Origin of the sequence: Virgibacillus indicus (assembly GCF_002266285.1) — a bacterium.
Classification (GTDB): Bacteria; Bacillota; Bacilli; order Bacillales; family Amphibacillaceae; genus Virgibacillus_K; species Virgibacillus_K indicus.
Genome location: NZ_NPMS01000007.1, coordinates 136,851 through 159,270, shown reverse-complemented (window position 1 = coordinate 159,270; position 22,420 = coordinate 136,851). Strand labels below are relative to the sequence as shown.

Genomic DNA, 22,420 nt, shown 5'->3' with positions numbered 1-22,420 from the left:
TTCTGCCTGCAGGATCTTTTAAGCAATTTTCTTTTTGACATATCCATTAATAAACAGGTAATTGAACAGGACCCCTCCTGCAAGTGCAACTATAAATCCCAGGTATACCTGCATCACTAAGAAAAGAAGTGAAAACAGGATTGTCTGCACGAGCGTTAACTGGAACAATAGCTTTGTCAGAGCTTTCCTGCGAATGCTTATATCTACCGGATAAAGATCAAGCCACATGACTGTTCGATGATGCTGGTATAATGTCATCATCTGGAAACAGCTTAAATAAAGAAAAAGAATTGCAAAGATGATTTTCATCCATAAATTTGGAACGTAGTAAATAGCTATGCCTCCGATTAGTATCAATCGAATGTACATCCCCAAATAATCACCGCTTCGTACAAACGTAATCCGGTATAAATATTCATATGTATGTTTTTTTGCAAAAGGAACATTACTTACGAGTGATACCAGCCATCCCCGTCTTCTAATGCGATTTTTAATATGAGGAACATCTGCAAACATATTGGCGAACCGGTAAAAGGTATGCATTCTGCTCTGATCTTTTTCTACCAGCAGGTCCCAGACAATGCCTGGCTGTTTTCTGGAAAGACTAAAATCATAAAAATAAACAAAAACGAACAAAGTGGTTGTTATCCCGGCCATGAGCATATTTCCATCAACGATAAAATAAAAAACAGCGATGCTTAACAAAGTACGTACAGCAGTATCTGTTCTTCGGATCCCAGGCTCTCTTACTTTCAGCATCCACCAGTTAGCGAGCAGATTCCATATTTTAAAAATGAGAACGACAGCGATAGTCAGTAAATAAAGACTTCCATCACGATCAGGAAATGCTGCAAAATACATTGGACCAAAGACTGCTGCAACAAGAAGCACGATATATAATTGAATCACAAAGCTATAGATAATCGCATTGCGAAAATAAGCATTCATTTTATTTTCAGCAGTAATTAAAAAAACCAAATCCGGTTCTTTTAATAAAGTTCTAATCGGACTGTAAGACGCAACTAAACCAAGTCCAGCCCCAATTATAAGAGCTGCAGGAAAATTTTTCGGCAAGTCTGCCAGCCATTGCTGGTAATAGTAGGCTAATGCTGCGATAAAGAACAGCAGGACAATCGCTGTATGACCAGTAAGAACATAGCGAAGATAACGATTCATCTCTTTTAAATGGGCAGAGAAACGCTTTTTAAAAAATTCATGTGAATTAAACATGGCTATCTTCTTCCTTTGTCAGTTGCACATATAGATCATCCAATGTGGCTTCAGGCATATTAAAGCTTTCACGAAGCTCATCCAGTGTGCCAATTGCACGGATGGTTCCATCATGCAAAATAACAAAGCGGTCACAATATCGTTCTGCAGTTGCCAGAATATGTGTAGACATTAATACTCCTGACCCATTATTTTTCATTTCATCCATTAGCTTCAAATAGGATTGAATTCCCAATGGGTCAAGACCGACGAAAGGCTCGTCCACAATATAAAGCGGAGGCTCAATTAAAAATGCGCACATAATCATAACCTTTTGCCGCATCCCCTTTGAAAAATGTACCGGAAACCATTTCAGCTTTTTCTCCATGCGAAATGCCTTCAGCAGCGGATGCAGTCTTTTTTCAAAAACATCTTCAGAAATATCATAGGCCATTGCAGTTAAACGAAGATGTTCATAAAGTGTTAATTCATCATATAATATCGGCATTTCCGGGATGTATGCCATTTGATTCCTATAGGATGAGGAATTTTCCTTAAACGTTTTTCCGTTAACAGACACAGAGCCTTTTTTTGCTTGCATTAAACCAATAATATGCTTAATGGTCGTACTCTTCCCTGCTCCGTTGAGCCCAATCAATCCTACAATTTCCTTAGGATATACATCAAATGAAATACCATGCAAAACATTTTTATGGGTATATCCGCCATGAAGATTTTCTATATGCAACAATGATTCCACACCGTTTCCTCCTCGTACCATCACTTACTAAAATTTTACCACTTATTCAAACGTATGCCAAAGCAAAGTGTGCATTCCACATAAAGTATAATTATTTATTTTAACTGTATTCTAAAGCGCGCAACTGCGACATAACTGCTCTGTTGTTTTCAACCTCGGACGGATGTTTCGCGGGTTGAACGGGATTATCAGGATTTGGAATACTTCTCTGAGCCCAACAGCTCGAAAACAATAGCTACCGGTCATATAGAGCACCTCTCTATGCCCAAATAGCCTGAAACAAGTTGCTACCGGTCACATAGAGCGTCTCTCTGAGCCCAAATAGCCTGAAACAAGTTGCTACCGGTCACATAGAGCGTCTCTCTGAGCCCAAATAGCCTGAAATAATTATCCACCGGTCACATAGAGCACCTCTCTAAGCCCAAATAGCCTGAAACAAGTTGCTACCGGTCACATAGAGCGTCTCTCTATACCCAAATAGCCTGAAACAAGTTGCCACCGGTCACATAGAGCACCTCTCTAAGCCCAAATAGCCTGAAACAAGTTGCCACCGGTCACATAGAGCACCTCTCTATGTCCAAACAACCAGAAATAAGTAGCTAGAGAGTGATGGCTGATATGATGGTGGAAGTGTGGTTAGATTTCCTGAGCGGCAGATGGAATTATCATCGCTGATTTTACGTCGCCTTTTCCATCAACTGTGAAGGGTTACATAACAACTACCAAATAAAAATAAAATTAAGTGTATAAATGCTGATTTCCTTCACATACTAGTTATTGAAGAGCGGGGTTGTATCACTACAGTGCAATTTCGTGTAGAACAAATGAGGTGTTAGCGATCGAATAGCTACTGGAATTTCGTGTATTACACACAAAATGAGGTGTTAGTGATCGATATCTAATCTGATTTTGTAGATTAAACACAAAATGAGGTGTTAGTGAACGGTAATCTAATGAATAAAACCCTTTTGCCTGAATCCATCTCAAGGAAACTTGAGGTGCTGACAAAAAGGTTTTTGTAAATCAAAATGTTAGGTAGCTAAATACTATTTAACTAATTGATCTAACAGTCCCCACATTAGAAAACTAATCAACTCCCGCTCTTCTTAAAGCAGGCTGGCCCACCCGGGCTAAGCCTGTTTCTACTTTTCCGCATATTTAACACGGAATGCTTTACATACCCCCCATTCCTATATACAATTAATAACAATACAAGCTAAGGAGTGGTGATTTCAATGAGTCATGAGGATTGCATTTTTTGTAAGATTATTGATGGGGAAATACCTTCTGCAAAAGTATATGAGGATGATAAGGTTTATGCTTTTTTGGACATTAGTCAGGTAACAAAAGGACATACACTGGTGATTCCAAAAACACATACCAAAAATATTTATGAAACACCTCCGGAAGTTGCAAAAGAACTATTTGCACGTGTACCACAAATCGCAAATGCGATAAAAGATACATACAATCCGATTGGCATGAATCTTTTAAACAATAATGAGGAACCTGCCGATCAGTCCGTATTCCATTTACACATCCATATCATACCAAGATACGGTGATGGTGATGGGTATTCATCCAACTGGACTGTTCATGCAGATGATTATACATCGCAAGACTTACAGCAAATTGCTAAAGAAATCAGCGAAACCCTGAAATAGCTGAAAATTAGTACTTTTTATTTAGTACGAAATCTGATATACTTTAAAATAAGTTTCCGCAGCTGACAACGAGTGTACAGCTGGGAAATAAAAGAAAAGCTGAGTATAGCTGAGAAGAGGAGAGTTACAAATGAATACAAGAATTTTAGTTATTTTGTCACTGCTAGTAGGGATTGGTGCAGTATTGCACGCTGTTGTTCCACCGGTAATTTTTGGGGTTAAGCCAGATATGCTGTTGTCCATGATGTTTTTAGGTATTCTTCTATTTCCTAAATTTAAGTATGTAGCACTTTTGGCAATCGCAACAGGTGTGATTTCGGCATTGACGACCTCTGCTCCGGGAGGACAAATTGCAAACCTTATTGATAAACCAGTTACAGCATTGGTGTTCCTTGCATTGCTTCTTACAGTTGGAAATAAAGTGAAGGATACTATCAGTGTTCCTGTACTTACGTTTATCGGAACAATCATCAGCGGTTCCATCTTTTTAAGTGTTGCACTATTTATCATCGGTTTAATGGAAGGCGGATTTATTTCCATGTTTACATTGGCTGTCCTGCCTGCCGCAGTATTAAATACAGTGATAATGGTAATTGTCTATCCGGTAGTTCAGCGGATTTTAAAAAGATCCCAGCCAATTACAGTATCTTAATGAAGATTTATTTTAAAAAATCCTCTGGCAAATGTATGTCAGAGGATTTTTTAAAAGTAATACATACATATGATTTGCAGAAACAGGTTTGATAGTCATTCAAAAAGTGGAAAAGATATAAGAAGAGCTGAAAGGAGCGTATTGGATTATGTCAAAAGGAAGGTCATTATTACTTGGAATCATGGTGGGAGGCGCTGTCAGTGCTGCCGCAACATTACTGAGCACCCCTGCCTCAGGAAGAGATTTACGCGGTCGTGTTAAAGATCAGGGCATGGAATGGAAAGAGATGATTGCCAACCTAAAACAGGATGGTTTACGCCTTAAGGAACAAATTACAGAGACTTCAAAAGAAGGTGCAGCATTAATCAAAGAACTTACACAGGAAATGAAAAAATCCGTGAAGGAATGGAAAGAGACTGTCGAGCCCCATCAGGAAAACATCCATCAATATTTAGAACAGATAGAATCCAGTTTAAAAGACCTCGAGGAAAAAGTAAAAAAACAATAAATAAAAAGTTATATAGCATACCAAATCACATAGTGATTAGTATGCTATTTTTGTTGATATAATTAAGAAAGATACTAATCCGCTGAGACTAAATGATGCTTCTTTTTCCGCGTTCAGTCGTTCATCGGTATTAGAATACTGCTAACACATGCGATTTGTTACGGTATGTATTTTTAAGGAATTTTTAAAAAATAAAACCAGGCTATCAAATCGATAGCCTGGTTTTATTAACTTATTCTACGCCTTCAGTCCATTCAGATACTTTCTCTTGATTCTCTTCTACCCATGCAGCAGCTGCATCTTCTGGTGATGTACCATTATAGATTTCAAGCATAACGGTTTCCATGTCCTCTGTTGTCCAGTTGAATTGGTCTAATATTTTATATGCATTTGGCATATCTTCTTCCAATCCTTCACGGACCATTGTACTAATAATTTCTTCTTCACCAAATGAACCTTCTGGATCTTCTAGGTATTTAAGGTCATACTCAGCGAATTTCCAGTGTGGAGTCCAACCAGTTACAACAATATCTTCTTCATTTTCATATGCTTCACCTAATGCTGTTGCCATTGCACCACTGGAAGAAGTTTGAACTTCCCATCCTTCCAGATTGTCGTAATCTTCAAGGGCTTGCTCACTTGCAGCTACAACACCAGCACCTGGTTCAATACCGGTTACTTTCTGGTCAGCCTGTGCGTCTAAATCTGCAATTGAATCAACATCCATATAAGATGGTACAACTAATCCAATTTTTGCTCCTGACAGGTTTTCTCCAAGATCAACCATTTGATCTCCATATTCTTCAAACTGTGTTCCGTGTGTTGCCGGCAGCCATGCTGCAACCATTCCATCTGCTTCCCCAGTTGCTACTGCTTCCCACATAACAGCATTATCAAGCGGTGTTAAGGTTACATCAAAACCTTGATCTTCTAAAACCTTCCCGATTACATTTGTAGATGCAATTTCAGAATCCCATTCTACATAAGATAACTCAATTTCTTTTGCTTCTTCTGTAGTTGCATCATCGGATCCTCCGTTTGATCCGTTATCAGTTGCTTCTTCTTCATCTGATCCACAACCTGCTGCGAATAATGATAATGAAAGTCCGGCTGCAATACCCAGACGTTTCCAGTTAAGTTTAAACATAACTATAAAACTCCCCTTTTTAAAATATTTTATATATGGAAACTTCTCATCCGAAAACCTAGTGGCGTGTACAAGAGGAATTAACCCCAGGCTCAGACACCGTTGCTTTTCGTGAAGAAAAGATACCAGCAATTCATTTAGTCTTTCTTCTTATTCATAGTCTGTGTAAAGCGGTCAATAATTATTGCTAAAATAACGATACCTACACCAGCAACAAATCCTGTTCCAACATTTGAACGCTGTAATGAGGAAAGAACCTCACGTCCAAGTCCCGGTGCACCGATCATCGATGCGATAACTACCATGGATAATGACAGCATTACTGTTTGGTTAATCCCGGCCATGATAGTGGCTTTAGCCATCGGCAGTTCAACCTTAAACAGTTTTTGAGTTCCAGTACTTCCGAATGCATCAGATGCTTCCACCAATTCTTTTGAAACCTGCTGAATCCCCAGGTTAGTGAAACGCACTGTCGGTGGTGTTGCAAATATCAATGATGCAAACACACCTGGAACCATGCCAATACCGAAAAATGCAACGGCAGGAATCAAATAAACAAATGCTGGCATTGTCTGCATGAAGTCGAGGATTGGTGTAATAATAGCCTCTGCAATTCTGCTCTTCGACATTAGTATTCCAATAGGAACGCCAATAATAACAGATAGAACACTCGCAATAATTACTAGCGTAACTGTATTCATCAGGTGATCCCAATAACCCTGATTATATATCAGCCAAAGACCTACAATCGAAAATGCGGCCAGCCCTAATTTTTTACCACTTATAAAAAATGCAAGTAATGCAATAACAATGATAAAAATAATTGGCGGGATCGCCATTAGAACTTCTTCAGACATAAATTCCATAAAGTTACCCAGATGTTCTTTTATTGGGTCAAACAGGATAGAAAATTTTTCTTTTAACAAATCGGTAAACCATTCAGTTCCTTCAGCAATCGGTATTTCCGGAATAAAATCAAGCATCTTATTAAGCATTTTCCATGTTCACCTCGCCATCTCCAGCAAGTGCTGCAATAACAGCACCACGTACAATGATACCGAGCAGTTTGCCATCTTCTACAACTGCAACCGGAATTGGTGAGTCATGAATAATATTAAAAATATCATTCATTGAAGTCTCTTTATCTACTCTTGGGATATCATTTTTCAATATTTCATCCAAGTTGCTGATCTCTGCTTTTCTTGCAGCAGAAGCATCATCTGCAGTAATATATCCTTTTAAATTCCTCTTGCTGTCAACCACATACATACTTGACAGGCCTTCCTCACGCATCCGCTCAAGAGCTACCCGTGGGCCATGTTTGTCAATATTGACTGTTTCCGGCCGTTTCATAATATGCTGTGCTGTCAGAACCTTGGATCTGTCAACATCTTCCACAAATTTCTCAACATAATCATTGGCAGGATTTACAAGGATTTCTTCCGGTGTGCCAATTTGCACAATGGACCCATCCTTCATAAGTGCTATCCGGTCACCCAGACGCAATGCCTCATCTAAATCATGTGTAATGAAGATAATTGTTTTTTGCATGGACGACTGTAAATCTATAAGCTCATCCTGCATTTCTTTTCTGATTAAAGGATCTAATGCTGAGAATGCCTCATCCATTAACAGAACTTCTGGATCATTGGCAAGTGCACGTGCCAGTCCAACACGCTGCTGCATACCACCGGATAATTGACCTGGCTTTTGTTGAATATACCCTCCAAGACCAACCATCTCCAGTGCCTTTTTCGCTTTTTCCTTGCGTTCTTCCTTTGGTATATTTTGAATTTCCAGCCCGAATTCCGCATTTTCTAAGATACTGCGATGTGGAAATAGAGCGAATTTCTGGAATACCATACTAAGTTTTTCTCTTCGCGTTTTGCGAAGGGACTTTTTATCCATTCTGGCAAGGTCTTCGCCATCGATGAAAATACTGCCTTCCGTAGGTTCAATCAATCGGTTGATCAAACGCACCAATGTCGACTTACCACTTCCCGATAAGCCCATAATTACAAATATTTCTCCTGCTTCAACTGAAAATGAAGCCCGGTTAACCCCAACTGTATTACCAGCCTCTTTTAATATAGCCTCTTTGGATAACCCTTTATCCATTAGCTTCAAAGCTTGTTTTGGATTTTTACCAAATACCTTTGATAGATTTTTAGCTTCTATAACCGGCACATCTTTCACCTCTGCTTTATATTGTTTTTGTTAATGAACCGTGAATTTCGTCTTGCAACCTTTTAACCAGATATATCCCGTGCATCATGCATGTATCTATTAATTGCTGCAAAACTTCTGTTCCAGCCGAACAACACTCATTACTTTAATACTATAAACCTTTTAGCACATACAATTCAAACTTTAAATATCGTTGTTTTTGTATATAATTTACATACAGTTTAAACTGTACAAATTTTATAAGCTGTTTCCTTTGTTTATCTTTAATTTGCTTGAAATTCCTATGCAACTATCAGTTTTTAATATCATGATTTTTGGTGTAACCTTTATATAACAAAGGTTTAGGGGGATTTTATGAATGATGCAAAAAGAGAAAATTTAACTAACAAGATTATTATTGAATTCTCAAAAACACTGGAAATGTTTAATTTAAACCAACTGGAAGCGCGTTTATTCGCTTATTTATACTTATCGGAAAAGCCTTTAACATTGGATGAAATGAGTGAAGCCTTGGGGAAAAGCAAAACATCAATGAGTACTGGAATACGTTCATTATCTGATGTTAATCTCGTAACAAGAGTTTGGAAAAAAGGGATAAGAAAGGATTTATACCAGGCGAACTCGCAGTTGTTTAAATCTTTTATGAACTGGTATATCAATAAATGGATTGAAGCTGCCAACCATCAAAAGGATTCATTGCTTGAAATAGATAAGGAAATTAGACATGAGCAGGATAATGAAGACGCGTCAGAGAATCTGGCAAACTTGGAGAAACAGCTAAAAGCCATCATTCAATTCCATAATGAAGTAGAAATATTATTCAGGGATATAAAACAGGAGTAGCAAAACCTGCATTTTAAGATTTTCTATTCCCCCTCCTGTCTCTTTTTATAATTTTGATGAACTCATCCATTAAAGAAGGAAAATATCCTTCTTTTTTTAATGCAAAAATCAGATGATTGGGATTCAATTTTTCATTCAGCATGCCGGCAAAATGGACCAATAATGATGTGAAATCCATAAAACCCTCTTCCTTTTGCTGAACATAGCTTTCATCTAGCATTTCAAGCATTTGAATCAGCTCTGAAAATTCCTCCCTGGATATGTTATTCTCAATAATCAGCTTAATCACTGGATATTGATCCATATCGATAATCTTAGAAAGCAGCTGTATATGAAAAGACGAAACTCCATTTTTATGTAAGGTTCCCATTCCAAATCCCCCATCAGTTACGTGGTTGAAAACTAAAGCTCTTTTCGTTTAATTTGGTATTCTTGCACCACTGCTTTTGAAACCAAAATTTCTTCTTAAAATTTTTAAAAAAAATGTATGAAAAACTATTGATTTTTCTCTCCAAACATACTATTATTCTTGGGTGCTCATTAAGTTGCACAAAGTATTATGTTGAAATCAGTTATGGAGGGATCAAAAATGAATTGCTGGAAATCAATAAATTTCACTAAGGAATTTGGACACCGTCGGCTAAAGCTTGTATCATTTTTGATCGGCATGCTGGCATTTATTTTTCTCTATGTGCCAATTTCTATAACTCAAAACGCCAATGCTGTAAATGAAGCAGCTTTCCTGCCATTAATCATCGCATTGGTGCTGTTGCCTACAGTGCATTCGTTAATGCATATTTTACCACTAATTATAATGAATAAACGAATTAAAATATATTATAATACGAAAAGTAAATTTTTACCTGTTTTTAACTATTATACGCAATATCACTTAACAAAAAAAGTTTCTCTGCTAGTTGCCCTGGCTCCAAGCATTTTAATTACTATACCTGGGTTAATCGGCAGTTATCTATTTGCAGAAGTATATGTTTTTATTTTATTGTTTACATGTGTTCATATTGGTATTTCCTTTATTGACTTTTTATATGTGATTCATATCTTAAAGGCACCAAAAAGCGCATTTATCGAAAATGGAAATGATGGTATTGATATACTGCTCAAAACAAAATAATACGTGTATAACGGCCTGGGAAACCAGGTCCTTTTATTTTTTATAAATCAGCACTGTTCACAGACCTCAACTTTTGGTACAGTAATTAGTATGAGATTATGAATGAATATTCTAATGGGATAGAATCCGGCTTTTAAGGAGGTTTTAAAATTGAGTATTATATTTCCTATTTACGCATTTGTTGTACTTCTAATATTTAATATCCTGACACATAAGTTTTGTGTAAAGATGGAAATGGAAAAACTGAAACAAAATAAAGTATTTCGTGTAATAAATATTATGATTGTCATTCTATTAGTCTGTTCCTACCTTAGAGTATTAAATGCGATGGTTTAATTATACTATACATAAGACTATTTTTTTCCTTCGTTAATATGTTATATTTATTTATGTGCTACAATAAGCAACTTAAGATTAGGAGTGTTTGTAAATGAAAAAATTAGCAATTGCAGCAACATTAACTGCAAGTGTTTTGGGACTGGCTGCATGCAGTTCAGATACATCTGATTCAGAAGCAGTAGTTGAAACGGAAGCAGGAGACATTACAAAAGATGAATTTTATCAAGCATTAGTGGATAGACATGGTGAGCAGGTTCTTCAGGAATTAGTAACAAAAGAAGTTTTAGCAAATAAATATGAAGTAACCGAGGAACAGGTTGATGAAGAAGTACAAAAAACAAAGGATCAACTAGGTGATCAATTTGAACAGGCATTGCAGGCACAGGGACTCGGTGATGAAGAAACATACCGCAACATCGTACATCTAAGCCTTCTTCAGGAAGCTGCAATTGCAGAAGACATTGAAATCCCAGAAGAAGATATTAAGAAAAGACATGAAGAAAATAATACTGAAATTAAAGCACAGCATATTTTAGTGGAAGATGAAGAAACAGCTAATGAAGTTAAGAAGAAATTGGATGAAGGCGGAGATTTCGCAGAGCTTGCAAAAGAATATTCCACAGATGGATCTGCTGAACAAGGCGGAGACCTTGGATATTTTTCAAAAGGAAAAATGGTACCGGAATTTGAAGAGGCTGCATTCAGCCTAGAGCCAGGTGAAGTAAGTGATCTCGTACAATCACAACATGGCTTCCATATCATTAAGGTAAATGATAAGCGCCAGGTAGAAGAGCCTACGAAATATGAAGACGTTAAAGATGATATCCATCGTGAACTGTTAAACGAAAGAATGGATGTTGCCAAAGTTCAGGAAAAAATGGACGGGCTTATGAAAGAGGCAAACATTGACGTAAACGTTGACGGATTGGAAAATATGTTTGAACAAGAAGAACCAGAAGAAGAAGCTAAAGGTTAATTTTAAAAGGGAGCAAGACATGTCAGCATGTCTCACTCCCTTTTTTAATTGCTTTTTAATTTTAATAGTTGGATTACAATTCAACTGATGAATCACAGATGGCCTCCAGCGCTTTTGTTTTTTAGTTGAGAGATATTGGGCTGAACTTTGAGAGATAACCCATTAAAATTGAGAGAGAATGTATTAAGTTGAGAGATGTTGATTATAAAGGGATTGTCTCTCTACTTTACAGCTTTGTCTCTCAACTCTGCTGGAATACCCCTCAACTTTTTAATAGCACATCTCATACCATCATGGCATCTATCTTTAATCCCGCATATGCTCTTTACCCCGCTGTTTAAGCACCCGTTCTGCTTCTATCCGGTCAATATATACTTTTCCTTCCCGTTCAATAAACTGCTGCTCCAGCCTTCTTTCTGCCTGCATTGCCCTGAACGCCATATAGCCGCTTAAAAAAATGAAAAGGATCATCACAAAAACCCACCATGGCACTCCAGCTATCATTATGTAAGCCTCCTTGTCCATCATCGTCTAACACATATATATGTACAAGAAGACTAAAAAATAACCAATCTTAGCCTTCTTCAAATAGAGGCTTATAAAATGCACGATTATCCATTGCAAATAACCTTTCCGTAAACTCGCCAGGTTTTACTTTATCAAGTGCTCTGTTCAGCATATTCATTTTTGCATCAATTAAATCAATTAAATGAAGCAGCTCTGCCTCACGTACCTGTGGGGGTTTTGGACTTCCCCATTCTGCTTTTCCATGATGGCTTAAAATAAGATGCTGTAAGATCAATACTTCTTCTTCACCTTCAATTTGCAGCTCTTTCGCCATTAGTGCGATTTCCTCCACCATCATTGGAATATGTCCCAGCAGTTTCCCTTCCACCGTATAGGAAGTGGTAACCACTCCCGATAATTCCCTTATTTTTCCGATATCATGTAAAATGACACCGGCATACAATAAATCCTTGTTAAGCTGCGGATATAATTTATGCAGTTCTTTTGCAATCTGCAGCATGCTTACAACATGATGGGCCAATCCAGAAACATATTCATGATGGTTTTTAACAGCAGCAGGATAGTTTAATAGGTCTTCCTGATACTTTTTAATAAAAGCCCTGACAATCCGCTGCAGAGTTGGGTTCTTCATCTCAAAAATTGCCTCAGTAAGCTTTTCTGTCAAAACTTTTTTTTCAACTGGTGCCTTTTCCACAAAATCGGAAATATGAACACCATCTGTTAACTGTGCTGGACGGACAGAGAAAATTTTAAGCTGTGATTTTCCGCGAAACTGATTTATTTCCCCTGCCAGTTTAATAATCTGTTCCGGAATAAAAAGAGCCTCATCTTCTTTGGTGGAATCCCATAGTTTTGCTTCAATTTCCCCGGTACTATCCCTTAGAATTAAGGTTAAAAATGGTTTTCCATTACTGGTAACTCCTTTTGTAACGTCCTTTATCAGCATAAAACTGTCAATGGCATCACCAACATTGACGTGTCCTATTCCCTTATTCATATAATCTTCCCCCTTTGAATCAAAAAGAGACTGACTTTAGAACAGGCATTTTTTCACAAGCCATATTTCACTGTCAATCTCCCTGTTGTTATTTGTTTTTGGGTATATAATTAAAAATTTCCCCGGATTCCATTACCTTAATAAACTTCATAAGCCATTCATAATAATTTTTGGCAAAATAGAGTTTTTCGATATCGGCTTCTATTTTTTCCTTTAATGTTTCATCAGATGTACTCTCCTGCAATGACTGAAGCTTTATTAATGATTCTTCTGCCTCTTCAATGTTTGTTTCCGTCTGTTTACGCCAGCGGTTTCCAAATAGTGCAGTAAAAGATTTATACCAATCTTCTTCTGATTCATACAGGTCTTTGCGAATTCCTCTTTTGAAGGTGGATTCAACCATCTTCATATCTGCCAATGTTCTTACACCAGTGGACATGCTTGTCTTGCTCATTTCCAGTGCATCTCGCATATCATCCAATGTCATTGGTTCATCTGAAAAATACAAAACCCCGTACAAGCGTCCAATTGAAGACGTAATACCGTACAGATTCATATTCTTCGCTATAACCTGAATAAATCTTTCAATGGTCTCTTCATATTCTTCCCAGTCTTTTGTTTTATTTTCTTCTGGCAATGGATGTCCCTCCAACTGCTTTTAATTCTGAAAATAGTTTATCATTATTTATCAAATTATGCGAACGGAATTCTTTAATGGAATCACTCTAACAGAATTTGAAGCCTCGGATACTTCCTTTTTACAAGTAAACAGGATTACCTGCTGCGCTCCGGAAATTCTCTCGATTATTTTTATCATTCGTTTTGTGCGAATCGCATCAAAGTGAATAAATCCATCATCAATAATAAATGGAAGCCGGTATTTTTCACTCATCAGCTCACTTACAGCAAGCCTTAATGAAATATACAGCTGATCGATGGTTCCCTTGGATAATTCATTTACAGCATAACGCATATGATCCGTCGTTTCCACCTGAAAAGGTCTGTTGCCAGACGGTGCATATACTGCTTGATATACATTTCCGGTTAGTTCCTGAAAATAGCTGGAAGTGTTCGAGATTACCTCTGTCAGATATTTGTCGCGGTAATTTTTCCTTGTTTCAATAAGCATTTCCTTAGCTGTTTTTAACACTGCCCATTTTTTCGCAAGACTTCTAAGATGATCCTGCTCCATCTGAAACTGATGAACTGTTTTTGAATATGAATCTGAGGACTCCATTTGCAGAAGATCTGCATTAACTTCTGCCAGCTTTTCTCTGCAGTCTTCTATCTCCTCTTCAATGGCTGCTATCCTTTCTTGAGATTGCTCCAAATTGATTCGAAGTGTATTTTCCTCGGGGTGAGCGTCAATGAATTGCTCCCAGGTCTCATCGGGAAAAATAGCCTTAATCTGACTGGAAACCTTTTTTACAGCTTCTTCTGTTTCTGTCTTTTTTGCTGACTGGTTTGCTTTTTTATAAAATTCATCCTCAGTGCTTACATCTGCATGTTTGAGTAATGATGTTAACTCTATTTCATAAACACTCATTTTTCGTCTGATTTCCTGCTGTTTTTCTTTGTTCTCTGCTAAAATATTTTCATAATGTTCTAGTTCAGCCCTGTGTTTTTGGCAGTTTTGCAGAAAGGTTTCCAGCTCCTTAAGCTGAAATTCTAAAGTTTTATTTTCAGTTTCCCATTTTCTCTCCTGGAAAAACCCTTTTACTCTAACCAGGTAACTTTCCAGTTGACTTGAAAGCTCTTTATAAACCTGCTTACTTTCCTTCTTTTCCTGTATTAAACGCAATAACTGCTTCATATTGTGAAAAAGCTCCGGCCAAAATGATAATTCAACAGACCTGAGAAATGGATAGGTTTCCTGCTGTTCTTCTATTAGTGAATGTGTACGTCGTTCTTTATTTGTCAGCAGTTTTTCTTTTTCCTTCCATTGAATCAGCTGAATATCTACTGATTTCAGCTGTTCTTCAAGTGAGGTCAGTTCATTCTTCTTTTTATGATTCAATGCCAATACTTCTTCAATCTCTCCTCTTTCTTTAGAAGAAAGCTCTAAGCCGCCGGAGCCAGAATATTCAACTGATAGCATTTTTTCTATCGAAGCGGTTGACCTTTTTTCCATGATCCACTGTGCTATACCCGCTATCAAAAGTACAGCCCCTAAACCGAACAGCCAGTTTTGATCCATAAATACTGCAGCGAATGCAGCCAATACCGCGGTAATCATACTGCCTGTAAAAATAGTAACCGATATTTGAACTTTTTTTGCTTTTTCCTTTTCCCATATTTTTCGCTTCAAATCAGCTTCAGACCGCAATTTGTTTAATAATTCATTTTCCCTGTGTTCATTCACTTTATCCTGCATTTCCTTTTCATGATTTGCAGATAATAATCCATCTTCTAATTCATTCATTTCATTTAAAACGTACATTCGCTGGTGCTTCAGCTTATAATGTTCCTGATTGAGCTGGTCTTTTTCCAATTCAAGCTGATCTTTTTCACTTTTAATTTGATTCCATGTTTTTTCAATGTGAAAAGGAAAAGATAACTTATTTAATTCATCTTCTTTTAACTGGATATCGAGCTGGTGAATGATTGAATTAATTTGCGCGTCCAATTTCAATAAAGCAGTTTCATTCTTATCCAGTTCATTTTGTATCTGTATATAGTGCTGTTTTTTCTGTATTATATCTTCCGCCTGCTGTTGGATGGGAATAGCCTCCAGTTCATTTCGAATGGCTGCTTTTCTTTTGGAATACTTCTTCTCGTTTTCATTTAAAACGGTTAGCTCACTCTGTAATGGCAGGAGGTTGTCCTTCATTCTTTCCATTCGTTCGATTCCTTTTTCAGGGAAGCTGATTTCAGCAGGAAATTCCCTTAATTGTTTCATGTACTGTTGATAATCATGGAGAATTGGCAAGGCGTGCTGCTGTTTTTCAATAGATATCTGAACTGACTTTTCCTGATTGCGTTCATATTGTAAATTTGCCATTTTATCCTGTAAGCGAGTAACTTTTTCCTGTTTTTCCCGATATGTTCCTTCTGCCGATTTATAATTATGGAGAGATGTAAATAACTCATTTAAGGATTCCAGCTGCCTGTTGATGGCAGGTTTTTTTCCATATGGCTTAAATAATTCACCGATTCTGGTATCTAATTTCTTTTCAACCGCATAGATGTCGGTAGATCCGGTTAATCCAATTCCCAGCAAAACCTCTCCCAGGTCTTCCTCATTCATGTCGCGCAATTGATTTAAATCCATTGCAGAAAAGGAAAAAATAGCCTGATATGTTTTTGCTGTCATGCCTTTTAGCCGTTCTTTCAGCCAATCCTCGCCATATTCAAGACCATCCGCCGTATAACAAACTGCAGCACCATTTTTTACCTCATCAAAGCGCTCAATAGTAAATTCCCCGGTTTCCGTATCATCAAGCCTTATTCTTCCGCCCATTTTTCCACTTGTTTTTGGCCGGTAAAAATTCCGCTGTTTTGGCGGGAGACCGAATAACATAAATAAAATAAAATGATGCAAGGTTGTTTTTCCCGATTCATTTTCTCCGTAAATACATACTGCTGATTCACTGGAAAAGTCAATTTCATAATCTACCCATTTACCAAATCCATATATTTTTGCATCCAACAGCATCATTTGCAGTGTCACCTCATTCCTTCAGGAGCTCATTTAGCAGCAGCTGCCGGGCATCCTGTTTAATTTCCTCTTCTTCCTCTGTCACCGGATCAATATATTTTCGGACTTGTTTTTGCTGATACAGCTCATCCATATGTGGCTGGATTGAGGTTTCTTCAAAGTGTCGGATGAGTTCACCTATAAAATGCTCACCCTCATAGATTTTCGAATCTACTGCCGCTGCCTTTATTTTCACTTTAACACTATAAATAAAGCACCAATTTTCATGATGAATAAATGACTCATTAACAAGCTCGATGATCTCTTCCAGATCATTATCCTGTTCCCATCGTTTTAGCTTTATCTGATCACTGTGCAGTATTAGCTGGATTAGCTGGCACCCCTGAAATTGCCTATTCTTTATTTCAGCTTGCAGTTTTGATTCTATCTGATGAATTTCATTACAAGAGGAAACATCAATTGTAATTTTTTGGAATTCGATTTCCTGCAGTGGAATGAAAGAAAGCTCCGAACTCGTTTCAGATAAAACTACATGATAACATCCCTTTTCACCAGTCTCTTTTCGATTACGTCCCTGAATATTGCCAGGATAGACAATTGGAGGGTCTTCTTTTAAAATCTCGCGCTGGTGAATATGACCGAGTGCCCAGTAATCGAAGTTTTTTCTTGTAAGATCACTAAGCTGAAATGGTGCATATACATCATGTTCCGTATTGCTTCGAATGCTTCCATGCAATGTTGCGATATGAAATGGTATTTGGGGTTCTGTAATGGTATATTCCAATGCTTTATTTGTTAATACTGCACGGTTTTCATAGCTGAATCCATAGATTACTGCAAGTTCCCTGCCCTCTTTCTCATATATAAACTGACTTACATTTTCGTCACTGAATATAAATACATTATCCGGATAGGTTACTGGATGAATATTGCCATTGATAAAATCATGATTGCCATACGATAAATAAACATTGATTTCATGGCGCTTCAGTTCTTCAAATGCACGCCGTAAACGAATCTGTGCTTTCAGGCTTTGCTTTTCATTATCAAATAAATCTCCTGCAATCAGTACAAAATCTACTTCTTTCGCTATGGCTGCATCAACCAGACGATTCAGTGCAGTAAATGTACTATTATATAATCTCTCAAAAATATGCTCAGGCAAATTTGCCAGCCCTTTAAACGGACTGTCCAGATGCAGATCAGCTGCATGAATAAATGAAATAGGTTTTATCATCTTTGAAACACCTCCATTTAATTTCTATTTTAACAAACGTCTTGACAGAATGCACGTTCTATCAAAAGTCAATATAAAAAGGCCACGTAATGTGACCTTTTTATTATTTATCTTTTTTCGATAATGCCATAGCTTTTTTCAAATCCTTAAAGGAGCTTGAACGTCCATACATCAGAACGCCGCCTTTATAAACTCTTGCTCCGATAACAGCCAAGAGAATAATTGTCGCGACCAGAATACCGATAGATAGCGCAATCTCCCATGCAGGAATATCAAGCATTCCAACACGCAGGAACATTACCATTGGCGAGAAAAAAGGAATATAGGAACTTACCGTTACCAGTGCGGAGTCCGGCATTCCAATACCAAACATTGAGATGAAAAAGGCAATGAGTATTAAGAAAGTCATTGGCATGATCATCTGCTGGGCATCTTCCACTCGGCTTACAAGTGATCCAAGCATTGCAGCAAGTGTTGCATATAATAAATATCCCAGGACGAAAAAGACGATTGCATAAATATAAATAGATAGTGATGTATCCTGGATTCCAAAGATTTCAAAGAACCCGCCTGTAAGTTCATCCTGTTTTGATGTGATTAAATAATAGCCTATTCCAACAAATAAACCGACCTGTGTTAATCCAAGTAATGCGATCCCAATGATTTTTGCAAACATATGTGTAACAGGTGATGCACTGGATACTAAAATTTCCATTACCCGTGATGATTTTTCAGTCGCTACTTCTGTTGCAATCATCTGACCATACATCATGACAGCCATATACAGTAAAAAGAGCATGACATAGACAATACCCCTCGCCTGACTTAGTTCTTCCTCAGATTTTGCTGTCTCGTCTAAAGCAATCGTATCAAAAGTTACCGGTGCATAAATTTCAGCCAAGGCTGCTTCATCAACCCCTGCCTGCTGTGTTGCTATTGCTACTTTCAATTGCTGCAATTGCTGCACAAGCACTTGCTGATTGCTGGTTTCTGAGATAGTGTTGGCATAGTAAGAAGCTTCCGGTAATTGATTTTCATTGGTGGATAATACAATAAGTGCATTATATTCTTCCTCTTGAACCGCTTCTTTCCCCTCTTCTTCCGTACCATCAAAAGCCACTATTCCAATATTTTCATTTACATTTTCAACACTTTCCTTATAAGCATCAAACAATTCATTGGATTCATCAATAACGGCAATTTCATCCTTGCCATCATCAAATAATTCGATAATTGACTGGAAATTTGCAAGTCCTACAATAAGTAACAGCGTAACTGCTGTACTAATGAGAAATGATTTCGTTTTAACTCTTGTCATGTAGGTATGTGACAAAATGATCCAAAACTTATTCATAGGAGGCACCTACTTTCTCGATAAAGATATCATTCAATGAAGGCTCTTCCAGATCAAACTTACGAACAAATCCTTTTCCTTGAAGTGCTTTAAAAATATCCTGTGAAGCAGCTTCATTTTCAATCTGAAGCTCACAACCTTCCATTACCTTCTTATACCGGATGACACCGGGATAATCCCTTAAAAATTCCAATGGAAACTCTGCATGAATAACAAGATTTTTCTTTCCAAAGGATTGTTTAATGTCACGCAATGAACCTTGTACAACTGGATTTCCTTTATGTAATATACATAAATGCTTGCATAATTCCTCAACATGGTCCATTTGATGTGATGAAAAAACAATGGAGGTACCCTGCTCTTTCAGGTCCACAACAGCTTCTTTTAGCATCTCTACATTAATTGGGTCAAGTCCGGAAAACGGCTCATCCAATATTAATAATTCTGGCTTATGAATAACCGCAGAAATAAATTGGATTTTTTGCTGATTACCCTTAGACAATTCTTCTACCTTTTTATTCAGATATTCCGGTACTTTAAAACGTTCCAGCCACCTGTCAAGCTCTGTCAATACGTCCTGCTTCTGCATTCCTCTTAATTTTCCCAGATAAACGATCTGATCTTTCACGGTAAGTTTAGGATACAGTCCTCTTTCTTCAGGCAAATATCCGATTAAATGACTCTTATCATAATTAATGGTGTCTCCATTCCAGGAAATCTCCCCCTCAGTAATATCCAGTAAACCGAGAATCATCCGGAATGTTGTTGTTTTTCCTGCCCCATTTCCACCTAAAAACCCGAACATTTCTTTTGCCGGGATTTCAAGTGATAGATGATCAACAGCAGTGTGCTGACCAAATCGTTTTGTAACGTCTTTCAAAATTAATGTCAATTTTCATTCCCCTTTCCTTTTGGTAATACGTATTAATTTCATTAATGTTTCAAACTTTTATAAATCCTTATTTGAAAAATATAAGCCCGTAATCATTAAAGTCATGTTATGCAAAACATAAAGGGCTGTCAGCAGAAAAAAACTGAATGATATCCCATCAAATATAATTACTACAAACCATGCTGCAAGATAAATAACGAGCATTGCATCCCAAGACCTTGCCTTTGCACGATTGCTTGTCTGCTGATAACGCTCATCGAATAAATGCTTTTTTTTCCCGATACGGAGATTGATAAAATAAACAATAATCATAATAATAACCGCGATAACCAACCCTAATATACCATAAGGGTTTTCCAAAAAATCTTCACTCAATATTCTCATCCCCTTCGAAAATAAATAATTCTTCAATCGAACAGCCAAACACCTGAGCAAGTTTATGTGCCAATACTAATGAAGGTTTATACTTGCCTTTTTCCAGTGAAATGACAGTCTGTCTGGAAACATGCAGCCTATGAGACAATTCCTCCTGTGTGATATTCATCTCTTTGCGTTTTTCTTTAATTAACGTTTTCATTGGTATCTCCTACACTTCGCAGTAAAGTTAACTTTACATATAGTTTACTTTACATAAGTTTTGTTGTCAAGGACGCTTTACATTGTTTTAATTAAAAATTATTGATCCTAAAAGCAGGATTTTTTTAATAAAAAAAGAATATATATTGTACATGCTTTTACTTCAAGGAGGAACTCAATATGAAAACTTATACATTAACAGTTTTTGATAAATCCGGAGAAAAATTGCTGGATGAGACTTTCGAAGCCACAAACAATGAAGAGGCAAAAGAAATCGGCCAGGCCCGGCTGAATGACGAAGGATACAGTGAACACACACACCGCTGTGTCACACAGGATGCAAAATTAATCCTTTTCCACCGTTAAAATCAAAAGCGACTTCCAATCAATTTTGGAGTCGCTTTTAAGGTATGTGCTTATTCCCCTTTAAATTCTGGTTTTCTTTTTTCCAGGAATGCCTGAACTCCTTCCTGATGATCCTTTGTATTCCTTAGCTCCCACTGTGTTTTATGCTCTTCATCCAGATAGTATTGCAAAGTTTCCGCTTGTTTGGAATGGTACATCATCTTCGTTTTGACCATTGAAACGATCGGTGTTGCAAGCAGCTTTTGTCCCATCTGTGAGGCCTCTTCCACAACCTGTTTCTCAGTTAATATATCAACAATCCCCATTGCTTTCGCTTCTGTTCCGTGAAGCTGCTTCAACCCCCAGGTGAATTGCTTCGCCTTATTTGTTCCCAAGCGTTCTTTTAAAAAGAAGTGTCCCCCTCCATCTGGTGCAAGACCTATTCCGATAAAGAGCATACCAATTCTGGATTCTTTTTGGGCGATTACATAATCTGCTGTTAAGGCCAGGCTTACTCCAAGTCCAGCAGCTGAACCCTGAATTGCTGAAATCACAATTTTAGGCATCATATACAGCTTCATTGAGATTTTTCCAATAGTTGCCATTACCTCATCAAAATAATCTTTATTCGAAAAATCTTTCATCATTCCAATGTCCCCGCCGGCACAAAAAGCATTTCCTTTACCAGCAAGAACAACAATTTTATCGTCATTTGCTTCTACTTTTTCAATGATCTGCAACAGCTCTGTCAGCATTTCTTTATTTAACGCATTATAACGCTCCGCCCGATTCAGAAAAATATATGATATATTATTTTTTCTCTCCAGTAAAACTGTGCTCATTTCAGTTATCCCCTTTTCTCATCTGATATGTATTGGATTCGCTAAAATAATGAAAACTCCTGCTATTTAATTGAAAATTCCGGTTCCAAACTGCAAAAAAACCCCGCAGAGGCAGTATCTGCGAGGCATGTTTTCGTATGAATTTATTCAGTTGGTTCTCCAGGAACGCCATAAAGCTCTTCCAATGGTTTAGTAATAATGCGGCTTACATCATTTATCACCATATTTAGGCGCTGTTCTTCTTCCATTAATTTTGAAATATCCTGATGCTGCTGTACCAATTCTACAACCTGACGGGCTTTTTCAACCTCATCTTCTGTAATTTCCTGTCCTTGCATTTGCTTTTCCTGTAATTCCATTTGCGTGTCACGGAAGTTATCAAACATCTGTTTTGCAGACGGATCATTCATAACTGTTTCATATGCAACTTTCAGGTTATTAAATTCATCACTTTCTCTGATTGCTTTTTCTAAATCATAAGCGCTATCATAAATATTAGGCATGATTTTACCTCCTTAAGTTTCTTACTAAAATAACTATAACAGACGAAATCTACTATGTATACCAATTCGAA

The 22,420-nt window shown here is 37.4% G+C and carries 25 protein-coding genes; 8 read left to right on the top strand and 17 right to left on the bottom strand.

Translation table 11 applies throughout. The features are described 5' to 3' along the window. Positions 1-18: 18 nt before the first annotated feature. Together CIL03_RS14615 and CIL03_RS14610 are read right to left on the bottom strand one after the other, a co-directional pair. Positions 19-1,230, bottom strand: coding sequence for an ABC transporter permease (locus CIL03_RS14615; RefSeq protein ID WP_094886618.1), 1,212 nt, complete (start codon positions 1,228-1,230; stop codon positions 19-21). Next, entirely contained in the window at positions 1,223-1,969 is a 747-nt protein-coding gene (locus tag CIL03_RS14610) for an ABC transporter ATP-binding protein (protein ID WP_094886617.1), read from the bottom strand. The genes CIL03_RS14615 and CIL03_RS14610 overlap by 8 nt, the downstream gene beginning before the upstream one ends. Before the next feature lie 1,235 nt (positions 1,970-3,204). On the opposite strand from CIL03_RS14610, the gene CIL03_RS14605 reads away from it, so the two are divergent. From CIL03_RS14605 to CIL03_RS14595, 3 genes are all read left to right on the top strand, one after another. Beyond that, positions 3,205-3,633 (top strand): HIT family protein, encoded by a 429-nt coding sequence (locus CIL03_RS14605; protein ID WP_094886616.1) that lies wholly within the window; start codon positions 3,205-3,207, stop codon positions 3,631-3,633. 130 nt (positions 3,634-3,763) lie between these two features. Further along, positions 3,764-4,285, top strand: a complete 522-nt coding sequence (locus CIL03_RS14600) for a tryptophan transporter (protein ID WP_094886615.1) — start codon at positions 3,764-3,766, stop codon at positions 4,283-4,285. A gap of 148 nt (positions 4,286-4,433) precedes the next feature. Further along, positions 4,434-4,793, top strand: a complete 360-nt coding sequence (locus tag CIL03_RS14595) for a YtxH domain-containing protein (RefSeq protein ID WP_094886614.1) — start codon at positions 4,434-4,436, stop codon at positions 4,791-4,793. Positions 4,794-5,025: 232 nt separating this feature from the next. Here CIL03_RS14595 and CIL03_RS14590 read toward each other — a convergent pair whose 3' ends face one another. From CIL03_RS14590 to CIL03_RS14580, 3 genes are all read right to left on the bottom strand, one after another. Next, positions 5,026-5,940: a glycine betaine ABC transporter substrate-binding protein gene (locus CIL03_RS14590; protein ID WP_094886613.1), complete on the bottom strand. Its 915-nt coding sequence runs from the start codon at positions 5,938-5,940 to the stop codon at positions 5,026-5,028. Positions 5,941-6,077: 137 nt separating this feature from the next. Next, positions 6,078-6,935: an ABC transporter permease gene (locus tag CIL03_RS14585; RefSeq protein ID WP_094886612.1), complete on the bottom strand. Its 858-nt coding sequence runs from the start codon at positions 6,933-6,935 to the stop codon at positions 6,078-6,080. After that, a complete protein-coding gene (locus CIL03_RS14580) occupies positions 6,928-8,127 on the bottom strand; it encodes a quaternary amine ABC transporter ATP-binding protein (RefSeq protein WP_094886611.1) in 1,200 nt (399 codons plus the stop codon). The genes CIL03_RS14585 and CIL03_RS14580 overlap by 8 nt, the downstream gene beginning before the upstream one ends. A 354-nt stretch (positions 8,128-8,481) precedes the next feature. Between CIL03_RS14580 and CIL03_RS14575 the strand changes: the two genes are divergently transcribed. Then, positions 8,482-8,970 (top strand): GbsR/MarR family transcriptional regulator, encoded by a 489-nt coding sequence (locus CIL03_RS14575; protein WP_094886610.1) that lies wholly within the window; start codon positions 8,482-8,484, stop codon positions 8,968-8,970. 13 nt (positions 8,971-8,983) lie between these two features. On the opposite strand, the gene CIL03_RS14570 is transcribed toward CIL03_RS14575, so the two are convergent. After that, positions 8,984-9,340 (bottom strand): DUF1878 family protein, encoded by a 357-nt coding sequence (locus tag CIL03_RS14570; RefSeq protein ID WP_094886609.1) that lies wholly within the window; start codon positions 9,338-9,340, stop codon positions 8,984-8,986. 219 nt (positions 9,341-9,559) lie between these two features. Between CIL03_RS14570 and CIL03_RS14565 the strand changes: the two genes are divergently transcribed. The 3 genes from CIL03_RS14565 (at position 9,560) to CIL03_RS14555 (ending at position 11,417) form a co-directional block, all read left to right on the top strand. After that, on the top strand, positions 9,560-10,102 hold the full coding sequence (locus CIL03_RS14565) for a DUF3267 domain-containing protein (protein ID WP_094886608.1): 543 nt from the start codon (positions 9,560-9,562) through the stop codon (positions 10,100-10,102). 150 nt (positions 10,103-10,252) lie between these two features. Further along, on the top strand, positions 10,253-10,438 hold the full coding sequence (locus tag CIL03_RS14560) for a hypothetical protein (RefSeq protein WP_094886607.1): 186 nt from the start codon (positions 10,253-10,255) through the stop codon (positions 10,436-10,438). Positions 10,439-10,532: 94 nt separating this feature from the next. Beyond that, positions 10,533-11,417 carry a peptidylprolyl isomerase gene (locus tag CIL03_RS14555; RefSeq protein ID WP_094886606.1) on the top strand — a complete coding sequence of 295 codons (885 nt, stop codon included), beginning with the start codon at positions 10,533-10,535 and terminating at the stop codon, positions 11,415-11,417. A 306-nt stretch (positions 11,418-11,723) separates the two neighbouring features. On the opposite strand, the gene CIL03_RS14550 is transcribed toward CIL03_RS14555, so the two are convergent. From CIL03_RS14550 to CIL03_RS14510, 9 genes are all read right to left on the bottom strand, one after another. Continuing rightward, on the bottom strand, positions 11,724-11,921 hold the full coding sequence (locus tag CIL03_RS14550) for a sporulation YhaL family protein (protein ID WP_094886605.1): 198 nt from the start codon (positions 11,919-11,921) through the stop codon (positions 11,724-11,726). A 70-nt stretch (positions 11,922-11,991) separates the two neighbouring features. Further along, positions 11,992-12,942, bottom strand: a complete 951-nt coding sequence (gene yhaM, locus CIL03_RS14545) for a 3'-5' exoribonuclease YhaM (RefSeq protein ID WP_094886604.1) — start codon at positions 12,940-12,942, stop codon at positions 11,992-11,994. A gap of 88 nt (positions 12,943-13,030) precedes the next feature. Further along, positions 13,031-13,579, bottom strand: coding sequence for a GbsR/MarR family transcriptional regulator (locus CIL03_RS14540; protein ID WP_094886603.1), 549 nt, complete (start codon positions 13,577-13,579; stop codon positions 13,031-13,033). 51 nt (positions 13,580-13,630) lie between these two features. Continuing rightward, positions 13,631-16,600 carry an ATP-binding protein gene (locus CIL03_RS14535; protein WP_094886602.1) on the bottom strand — a complete coding sequence of 990 codons (2,970 nt, stop codon included), beginning with the start codon at positions 16,598-16,600 and terminating at the stop codon, positions 13,631-13,633. Between the two features lie 13 nt (positions 16,601-16,613). Continuing rightward, complete coding sequence (locus tag CIL03_RS14530; protein ID WP_094886601.1) at positions 16,614-17,837, bottom strand: metallophosphoesterase family protein; 1,224 nt, start codon at positions 17,835-17,837, stop codon at positions 16,614-16,616. Between the two features lie 103 nt (positions 17,838-17,940). Beyond that, positions 17,941-19,191, bottom strand: a complete 1,251-nt coding sequence (locus CIL03_RS14525; protein WP_094886600.1) for an ABC transporter permease — start codon at positions 19,189-19,191, stop codon at positions 17,941-17,943. Further along, positions 19,184-20,083 carry an ABC transporter ATP-binding protein gene (locus tag CIL03_RS14520; RefSeq protein WP_094886599.1) on the bottom strand — a complete coding sequence of 300 codons (900 nt, stop codon included), beginning with the start codon at positions 20,081-20,083 and terminating at the stop codon, positions 19,184-19,186. The genes CIL03_RS14525 and CIL03_RS14520 overlap by 8 nt, the downstream gene beginning before the upstream one ends. A gap of 57 nt (positions 20,084-20,140) precedes the next feature. Beyond that, positions 20,141-20,458 (bottom strand): DUF2178 domain-containing protein, encoded by a 318-nt coding sequence (locus CIL03_RS14515; RefSeq protein ID WP_240508090.1) that lies wholly within the window; start codon positions 20,456-20,458, stop codon positions 20,141-20,143. Continuing rightward, positions 20,451-20,660, bottom strand: a complete 210-nt coding sequence (locus CIL03_RS14510) for a helix-turn-helix transcriptional regulator (RefSeq protein ID WP_094886597.1) — start codon at positions 20,658-20,660, stop codon at positions 20,451-20,453. The genes CIL03_RS14515 and CIL03_RS14510 overlap by 8 nt, the downstream gene beginning before the upstream one ends. Positions 20,661-20,839: 179 nt before the next feature. On the opposite strand from CIL03_RS14510, the gene CIL03_RS14505 reads away from it, so the two are divergent. Beyond that, positions 20,840-21,025, top strand: coding sequence for a YhzD family protein (locus CIL03_RS14505; RefSeq protein ID WP_094886596.1), 186 nt, complete (start codon positions 20,840-20,842; stop codon positions 21,023-21,025). A 50-nt stretch (positions 21,026-21,075) separates the two neighbouring features. Here the strand turns inward: CIL03_RS14505 and CIL03_RS14500 are convergent, their stop codons facing one another. Further along, the gene (locus tag CIL03_RS14500; protein WP_094886595.1) at positions 21,076-21,846 is read right to left on the bottom strand and encodes an enoyl-CoA hydratase; all 771 of its coding nucleotides are present in this window, start codon (positions 21,844-21,846) and stop codon (positions 21,076-21,078) included. A 143-nt stretch (positions 21,847-21,989) separates the two neighbouring features. Then, the gene (locus tag CIL03_RS14495) at positions 21,990-22,349 is read right to left on the bottom strand and encodes a YlbF/YmcA family competence regulator (RefSeq protein WP_094886594.1); all 360 of its coding nucleotides are present in this window, start codon (positions 22,347-22,349) and stop codon (positions 21,990-21,992) included. Positions 22,350-22,420: the final 71 nt, after the last annotated feature.